Raw genomic sequence first — 7600 nt, forward strand, 5'->3', positions numbered from 1 at the left:
GCAAATAGTGGTTGCGGACGCAAGCCTGCCCACTCTCAGCAGCAAAAGCTAGGTGTGCTTATTTTCGCGCTTACGATGCGAGCGCCGTCGTAGTACGGACTGCGCGGACCGTTGGCATCGTAACGTGCACCGTCAAGATACGGATCGGCCGAGCGGGCCGGAGGCGCCGACACACCCACATGGTCCAGACCCGCGACCATGCGGGCGCCGTCCGTGTAGACATCGCGGCGGTCATTGCGAGCACCGTCCACGAACGGATTGCGCTGCCCATTGGCGTTGTAGCGAGCGCCATCCAGATACGGATCAGCCGAGCGCGATACCTTCGCGTCTTCGGTGTAGCCATCGCGGTTGCTGATGCGTGCCTCGGCTGCGCCTGCAACGAAGATGGAAGCGAGCGCGATCGCGGAAACAATGGTCTTTACGTTCATGATGAATTCCTTAACTCTGGTTAGGGGGCCAGGCGTAGCGTCAATGCCGTCCTGATGCAAACCAGTGTAGGGCGACGGAATGAGTCAGTGAATGATGAATAGGCTCGAATTAGTGCCATTTCGTCTCACGCCTCATGGGCTACCGCGACTGCGTGTTCGCATACGCCGAAGTCATAGGGGTAGGAGCCGTACAACAAACGTGGACAAATCAATCTTCGACCGCGATGCATGGTTGGGTCTGCGAGCGAGGTTGATGGCTCGTATCCGTGACAAACCAGAGGACGGGACAGGCACGATCGGCGGCGAATGTCTCTTGTCTGGTGTGGAGGTGACGTTCGAACGTCCATTTGGATGACTAGGCGAACAACGGGAGATGGCCGGTAAGCGACGGCCAGCCATCCGACAGAGGCATGGACGCATTTCCTGAAAAATGCCTAGAAAACGGATGGTGCGATGGACGATGTCATGGCCTTAAAGCCCGCGGCAGCAGCGAAAGTTTTGGATTTCCATAGGATGGAATCTCACCAGTAGCCGGTACCAGGCAGAGTTGGCGCTTCTTCCAGGGGCCGGAGAACGAACGCTTCTCGCCAACCGTCTCGGATCTGGCGTTGGTCGTGTCGAACTTGGCCATGCCCGACGGGATGCGGCTCTTGGGCACCATGCCGAACGTCCCCACCAGCGACTGGCGCTCGCTGTGGCTCGTCGACACGATGATCGGCGCGGCATAGTCCGGCCAGGTCTCCGGCGGATAGTCGACGGGCGGCGGTTCGACGCCGTAGACATCGCTAGGCCGTACAAGGCTTGGAAGGCGAATTGCAGCAATCACCTCGCTGCACTCTGCACCATCCCATTTCACTTGTAATCGGCGCTCCGGCCCCATAGTGGCCCCCACGTTCGGCCCACGAAATGGCCCCCTTTACGAAGTCCGCATCAGGCTGGCGCGCGCAGGTGAATGTGACGGGCATACGCGATTCCCGCATGTTCGACACGAAGGCAGAGACGCAGGCCTGGGCGGAGACGCGAGACCGAAATGCGCTCGAGAAGCTCAACGCCGAATGAGCTGACGCCATCGTCTGGCTGACCGAGCGCGCCATGCAGCAGATGTCCGGCACGTTCTCGCACTACCGCGTGCGGCCACTCCATCCTCGAAAAGATCTTCGGGGTGAAGGTCAATCTGGCCGATCTCGCCGAGCAGTGCGGCGCGCGCCGCAACACGGTCAGCGACCAGAACGCGAAGCTGAAGCGGTGGGCCGAAGGGGAGAGGGTGAAGAAGGGCGGCCAGCGGGCTATTGCTTTTTCGAAGCCCGCCAGGTTCGCGCCTCGCGGGCTTTTTACTTTGGGTTAGGCGTACCTGCTACGCGAAATCGCCAAAGCGATCTGGGTCGTCTGGCATCGTCCACTTGATGGATTCTTCTTTGAGGTCTACCGCCTGTTTCGGTGGTGGCAATGTCGTATGTGGTGCAAACGTCGTGATTAGTTGAGACCGCGGAACGTCGATCACTTCCTCGCCGTCTTCGGACCAGCACCTGAGCCTGACAGCCATGTGTGCCTCCGGTAAGTGGTTCAAGAAATCCCTGCCGCATTGGAAATGCAGAGGGGGCGAACTCTTACCTTAGGCCCGCTTTATGACAGTTTGCTGACGTCAGCGACGACAGGTAACCGGACGTAGTTCCGCCCCCGAACTGTTTGCACAGCACGACTCAGCTGCGATCCCAGTCCCAGAGATGGCATAGCTACCGCCAGTCCGCCCCGCGCGCACCCACCAGAGCAAAAAAGCCCCGCCAGGCACGGAATGCCGGGCGGGGATCGGAAGCCGCATCGTGCCCAGCGGAGGGCCGCGATGCGATGATCAAGGCTAACAGGGCGCGGGAATTGGGACTGTCAACAACTGTCACGGCGGCTGGGATGGTGATCACGCCGGGGCCGGGCACGCCCTATTGGGTGGAGGCATAAAAAAAAGACCGGCTGAGACGGGAAATCCTGCCGGTCTTGCGCAGAAGCAGAAGCGCAAATGGGGCACAGCAGATGCTGCGCGGCGCGAATTAAATCAAATTAATATCTGATATGCAATAGATTTAATTTGTAAGAATCAGATGACCAGATGTTCCTAAACTAAGCCAAAGCCCGCCATGTGCGGGTTGCTTCATTTCCGGGGTCACAAATGTCCGAACCCATCAGCAGCGGTGCCGCAGCCGGCGCGGCGGGAGCCGCTGCCTTCAAAGCCTTCGGCGGTCCAGCGGCGATTGCCGCCGACGCATCCGGCCTGGCCGCCTTCGCAGTGATGATGACTCCACGAAGCCTACGAGAGTGGGCGGTGGGGCTGATCTCTACCGTCGTTTTCCGGAGTCGCCAGCGGGCGCGGCCGTCGTGGGGCAATGTTGGTCACCACGCCGGCACTTCGAACGCTTACTTAGTCTGTGGCGCCCCAGCGCCGACCGGCGCCAGCCGTTCGGCTGTGGTTGCAGCACAGCCAGTAGCTGTTCAAGAGGTAAACAGCGAGTAGCTGGAGCGGTGCAGTCCACAAGCCGCCCCCCGGCGCCTCCTTCATGCCCGCCCTCGTGTGGGTGACTTTGCTGACGTCAGGGAAGGCGAATCAATCTGTCCTTCAGAGGCCATGGCCGCATCGCTAGTAGCCAGATGCATGCAAGTGGCCCAGCTATGGGGATCAGAGCAATGATGGCGTAAGCCGGATGGAAATGCGCGGCTCTGAACACGCGCTTGAATGGGAAGAACCAGAGCGCCTCGAACAAGAGAAAGCCAAGCAGGTTGATCAGCATGATGACGTCAAAACTTGTTTGTCCGGTGGAGGTTGTGCCGGGGGGGAGATCGTCTGGGCGAACGCGAATGTGCAGTTGCAGCAAAGTATATGTTTGACGCTTCCAATTTGATTCCCCCATTGGAGGGGACCGCTACCCCAGTGATGATGACTCCATGAAGCCCAAGAGTGGGCGGAAGGGTGATCGCTACCGTCGTTTCCAATGTGGCCGGCGGTGCGGCCGTCGTGCAGAAGTTCGGGCTGCAGGCTTGGACGCACGACTACATCGGGCGGGTGGCGCTGTTCGGTGCGCGCGCCCGCCTTCCTGGCACAGGTTGCGCACGAGTCCGGATAACTTTGCCTGCTGCGAGAGATCGGACGGGCCGCTGGCAAAGGTGCCCAAGCCCGCTAGCGACTTCGCGTTCTTCCGCGCCGCGCTGGTTGCGTTGACTTTGCGTGCTGGTTATGAGATCAGGCCACCGGGCGGCACTGGCAGCATGCCGACAGAAAAAAGCCGCCCCTGGCAGGGGCGGCGGCACAAGGTGCGAACGGGAAATGCAGAGGGACTGCATTCAGGGATGGGATGGTGACGGGTAGGGCGTAAAAACGGTGTAAAAATCGCGAGGCGCGTGTCGGTACCCCTACCGTCTGAACCGCCCTGCCGGCACTGTGGAGTTTGCGCGATGCCGGCCTCCTTTTTCTTGCAATCCAAAAGAAAAAGCCCCGGCTGGGGAGAGCAGGGGCTTTAAGTGATAGCGGGTGACTTCGCAGTGCACCTTGGGCACTACTGTGGCAGTGACTGGCCAGGTGCGCATCCCCCGATTGGGTAGAACGCAACGCGCCGGAGTCGACTCGGAGTGAACTTCGCACTGCGCTTTTGCAGTCTCCGGCTGGCGCGGCGTGAGGTCAGGCTGAGAGCTGCGCGTTTTGCCAGGGATCCAGCTCAGTCATCTTCGTCAGACCAACGCGGTCCGCGCCGATGATGCATGCGCCACTCGTGCTCGCGCCAGCGCCTTTCTCGCCACTGTTGCTGCTGCCAGGCGCGTGCTCTCCAATCATCGTAGTAGCCAGGCGCAACAATAACCGGCCGCGGCTGCACGTACACCGGCGCAGGCTCGTAGTAGACCGGCGCAGGCTCGTAGTAGACCGGTGGCGATTCGTAGTAGACAGGAGGCTGGGGCGCCACGTACACGGGGCCGGGTATGCCAATGCCAATGCCCACATCAACCCGCGCGTGCGCGGCTCCTGAGGTGAGAAGGGTGGTCGCGCTCAGGAGCATGATCGCAGTGAGATTGCGCATGCTGGACTCCTATGTTTCTATTGTTATTAATAGTCTAAGTTGGCGATTGACTTAGAAATAGCTAGGAATCAATACCGGGGTAACGAACTGTAACGCTGCCTTTCTTCCGGCTGGGAATGGGGTGTGCGGCGAAGCGCGGTGTGACGCTTGAGGGTGCCGCCTGCGTCGAATCGGTCCCAATCACGACGACCAAGTACGTTAAGAAGGCCTGCAGGCGGCGCAAGCAGTGTAGCTCGCAGAAAAAGGCCGCGAGGCGGACGGCACAATTGTTTGCATTTGCAACTCCGGAGTGCTCATAGACTCGGCGCCGCTCTGCGCAGTTTGTCAGAGCTTGTCCGCGTGGTTCTCCCCGCCCATGCGGACAGAGATGACCGAGGGGGCCAGCACAGGAGCCACGACGACCACGACCACGGTGATCAACGCAACTATGGTGGTGACAGGGATCGAGGGCAGGGCGGGCAACGCGGCTAGTGCCGCATTAGCGAGGACCTCGGGAGTTCAACATGCTGTATGTCGGTGCACGCGCGGGAAGGCTACCCGTTCAGTCCCACGGCCGTGATTCGGTATCAGCCTGCCGGTGAGGCGCGCTGTAGTCGCGAGGTTGACGCTCATCGCAACTGCGTCGCTCCAGGTCATTTGCCCGACTGAGAATGGGTTGTCGACGGATTCAAAGACGTTTTACTTCTTCCACCCCCGTAGTCCGGCGAAGTCCCCAAGGCCTGCGCAGCGGCCATATCGTCTCGCTGATGCCCTGAAGACGCATTGCTATAGCGCTGCGTAATGACGCCGTTCACTCCGGCGAGCGAATTGCTCTGACCTTGTGCCGAGCCATAGGCAGCGCCGCCGTGCTGCCCAGAGGCGGCGGCATAGCCACCATAGCCCGCGGATCCGGAGGATTTGTATGCCGAGAGTTGGGCATGAACCGCGCCCGGCACCAACATCAGAGCAAGAATAGGAGTGATTCTCATGCTGTATCCCGTGGGGAGAAAAAGGGGTGTAGGCGGCAGGGTGAGTCACCTACACCCGTGAGTAACTACAACGGCGGTCATCTGCCGCCGCTATTGATTGTGGTGCGTCGCATCAATTTCAGTACCCTTCTGATGAAGGGATACGCAATGCCCAAGACCCCGGGCAGCCCCCACGCCTGCCAGGCGTCATGGCCGGCCACCGCTGGCGCGTCGGGCACGTGCAGGGGGCGCGCTGATTGGCTTGCTCGTCATCCTGTTCGCGGACAGGGAGATCGGTGCTGGCTCGAAGCCGATGATCATTCCAGGGAAGCTGAGGAGAGACAGGGAACCTGAAGAGAGACCGACCTGGCTTTCGGTACTTGCGCCCGATGGCCAGGTCTTCAGGTTGAATGCGGATTATTTTCCTGGCTGCTCAACCAGTACGTCGATCGGCACGCAAAGCGCTGCCGCGAGGCTCTGGAATACCTCGATGCTGCCATCACGTTTGCGGTTCTCGATCTGGCTGAGATAGGGCTTGCTGAGGCCCGCCGCGGTCGCCAGCGCATCCTGGGTCATGCGGCGGTATTCGCGCCAGGCCTTCACCGGGTTATCGCCGGAGAGTTCGGCATCCAGTATGGCGGCGGGGATCCGAAAACCGTCATCCCGAGTCTTGGCCTGCCCATGCAGCGCTGCGTCGTCGAGCTCCCCGACCCGACGTTTGATGCGCTCCCACACTTCAATGGGCACCACCGCGAACTCGGGGCGGCCATCGCGTTCGATGAATTGAATGTTGATCATGGGTCGGCACCTCCACGGGGTTTGGCAGGCAGCGCGAGAACCCGGGCCGCTTGCCTGGTGACGCTACAGTGTGCATTTTCATGTTAGCTATGCGCTAACCGGAGCGCAAACAAAGCGCGTCGAATCCTTCGGCCACAAGGCAGCGCTCGGACCGCATGAAGTTCTGTACCGCATGCTGCACACTGCGAAATTCAGTGGGTGTCAGTGCTGAGACGGCGCCGCGAGCCAGTGGCGGGCACCCACTGGCCATGATCAGCCTCTCACACTGCGAGGGTCATGCCCGTAGCTATTGCGCGAGCGGATCTGACCATCCTGCCCATGCACCAGCAACTCCACCTTCTCGCGCTGTGCAATCGCCGTGGCGGCTTCCACCGCTTCCTCCTGAGTCAGGAAGTGTGCTCTTTCACCCTTGGCCCCCTCATGGATGATGTCCCACCCGTCGCCGTGGGGGACGACGTGTACGTTGCGTTGCGGTTTTGTATCCATGGCTGTCTCCCTGAGTGATGTTCTACTGTTGTTGTAGGCGATGCTTTGCCCTCTCGATAGTGGGCGGTGTCCGCCTTGGTGTCAAAGTAATCATTCTCAGGCTGTGCCGGCAGACTAACCGGTCAGCCTGCCGTCGGAACCGACAATAAACGTCGAGAATGAGGAGGTTCGATGAGCGATGCCGAGCCAGTGCTCTCGCCAGGAACACTCGAGGCGGACAAGCAGCTGATCACGGTTCTGCTTGTCCAGTTCAATGCCTGCCGCGTCGAGATCCAGGTGCGGTCCGCAAGCCAGGCCGCGGTCGTGAACCTGAGAACCAGGGGCGCCAGAGGGTGGTGTCCTACATCTCCGAACTAGTGGAGGGGGCTCTGCACCCAAGGCGCGCGGCACCGGCGCAGCAGCAAACAGTTCGTGCGGGTAGGGCCGCCATTGCGGTCGCGCCACGATGACGTGCGTGTAAGAACAGGCCTACGTGCATCTCCGCCATCCCCCGATGCCTGTCGGCGGGCGCGCCGCCTAGATTGTTCTTATGCCGCAGCCACAGCGGCGTTCTGCAAGGAGCTGTCTCATGTCATTTGCGCTCTTCCTCGTTGGACTGCTGCTGCTCGTCGGCGGTATTGCATGGGGTCTCGTTACGGCAGGTGTGGCCCAGGTCTACGTGGGCATCATATGCGTCATCGTCCTCGGCCTGGGCATCATGGGGGCTGTTTCGCGTACGCGTACCAAAGATCCATCTTAGGGGTGTGAGGGCCACCCCTTTCAAGGTGACGAAAATTAGGGCACCCTCCGTGTCCTCGAACCGAAAATGAAGTCAGTGGCGTGGTACTGGACGCAGTGGTGGAACGCTTTATCGAACACAGCCCGATCAGCGTGATGGCGCGCCTGG

Annotated in this window: 9 protein-coding genes; 2 read left to right on the forward strand and 7 right to left on the reverse strand. The window is 60.6% G+C overall.

The genetic code is table 11. From position 1 onward, the window contains the following. Positions 1-35: 35 nt before the first annotated feature. Positions 36-428: a copper resistance protein CopQ gene (locus ACGLHR_RS49805; RefSeq protein WP_400103282.1), complete on the reverse strand. Its 393-nt coding sequence runs from the start codon at positions 426-428 to the stop codon at positions 36-38. Between the two features lie 463 nt (positions 429-891). Continuing rightward, on the reverse strand, positions 892-1284 hold the full coding sequence (locus ACGLHR_RS49810) for an SOS response-associated peptidase family protein (protein ID WP_400103284.1): 393 nt from the start codon (positions 1282-1284) through the stop codon (positions 892-894). 306 nt (positions 1285-1590) lie between these two features. Here ACGLHR_RS49810 and ACGLHR_RS49815 point away from each other — a divergent pair, with 306 nt between their 5' ends. Then, positions 1591-1773, forward strand: coding sequence for a hypothetical protein (locus ACGLHR_RS49815; RefSeq protein ID WP_400103286.1), 183 nt, complete (start codon positions 1591-1593; stop codon positions 1771-1773). 1234 nt (positions 1774-3007) lie between these two features. Here the strand turns inward: ACGLHR_RS49815 and ACGLHR_RS49820 are convergent. From ACGLHR_RS49820 to ACGLHR_RS49840, 5 genes are all read right to left on the reverse strand, one after another. After that, on the reverse strand, positions 3008-3205 hold the full coding sequence (locus ACGLHR_RS49820) for a hypothetical protein (protein WP_267602245.1): 198 nt from the start codon (positions 3203-3205) through the stop codon (positions 3008-3010). A gap of 921 nt (positions 3206-4126) precedes the next feature. After that, a complete protein-coding gene (locus tag ACGLHR_RS49825; RefSeq protein ID WP_400103288.1) occupies positions 4127-4483 on the reverse strand; it encodes a hypothetical protein in 357 nt (118 codons plus the stop codon). A gap of 632 nt (positions 4484-5115) precedes the next feature. Continuing rightward, positions 5116-5451: a hypothetical protein gene (locus tag ACGLHR_RS49830; RefSeq protein WP_400103290.1), complete on the reverse strand. Its 336-nt coding sequence runs from the start codon at positions 5449-5451 to the stop codon at positions 5116-5118. A 396-nt stretch (positions 5452-5847) separates the two neighbouring features. After that, the gene (locus ACGLHR_RS49835; RefSeq protein WP_400103292.1) at positions 5848-6228 is read right to left on the reverse strand and encodes a helix-turn-helix domain-containing protein; all 381 of its coding nucleotides are present in this window, start codon (positions 6226-6228) and stop codon (positions 5848-5850) included. A gap of 252 nt (positions 6229-6480) precedes the next feature. Continuing rightward, positions 6481-6714, reverse strand: coding sequence for a DUF2188 domain-containing protein (locus ACGLHR_RS49840; protein ID WP_267602249.1), 234 nt, complete (start codon positions 6712-6714; stop codon positions 6481-6483). A gap of 568 nt (positions 6715-7282) precedes the next feature. Here ACGLHR_RS49840 and ACGLHR_RS49845 point away from each other — a divergent pair. Further along, the gene (locus ACGLHR_RS49845) at positions 7283-7453 is read left to right on the forward strand and encodes a hypothetical protein (RefSeq protein ID WP_267602250.1); all 171 of its coding nucleotides are present in this window, start codon (positions 7283-7285) and stop codon (positions 7451-7453) included. The last annotated feature ends 147 nt before the right edge of the window (positions 7454-7600 follow it).

Source organism: Cupriavidus sp. CuC1, from assembly GCF_044627735.1.
Classification (GTDB): Bacteria; Pseudomonadota; Gammaproteobacteria; order Burkholderiales; family Burkholderiaceae; genus Cupriavidus; species Cupriavidus ulmosensis.

Excerpts from the sequence above, each read along its gene's own strand:
- ACGLHR_RS49805 (WP_400103282.1), bottom strand. The coding sequence starts at position 428 with ATGAACGTAAAGACCATTGTTTCCGCGATCGCGCTCGCTTCCATCTTC.
- ACGLHR_RS49820 (WP_267602245.1), bottom strand. The coding sequence starts at position 3,205 with ATGCTGATCAACCTGCTTGGCTTTCTCTTGTTCGAGGCGCTCTGGTTC.
- ACGLHR_RS49825 (WP_400103288.1), bottom strand. The coding sequence starts at position 4,483 with ATGCGCAATCTCACTGCGATCATGCTCCTGAGCGCGACCACCCTTCTC.
- ACGLHR_RS49830 (WP_400103290.1), bottom strand. The coding sequence starts at position 5,451 with ATGAGAATCACTCCTATTCTTGCTCTGATGTTGGTGCCGGGCGCGGTT.
- ACGLHR_RS49835 (WP_400103292.1), bottom strand. The coding sequence starts at position 6,228 with ATGATCAACATTCAATTCATCGAACGCGATGGCCGCCCCGAGTTCGCG.
- ACGLHR_RS49840 (WP_267602249.1), bottom strand. The coding sequence starts at position 6,714 with ATGGATACAAAACCGCAACGCAACGTACACGTCGTCCCCCACGGCGAC.
- ACGLHR_RS49845 (WP_267602250.1), top strand. The coding sequence starts at position 7,283 with ATGTCATTTGCGCTCTTCCTCGTTGGACTGCTGCTGCTCGTCGGCGGT.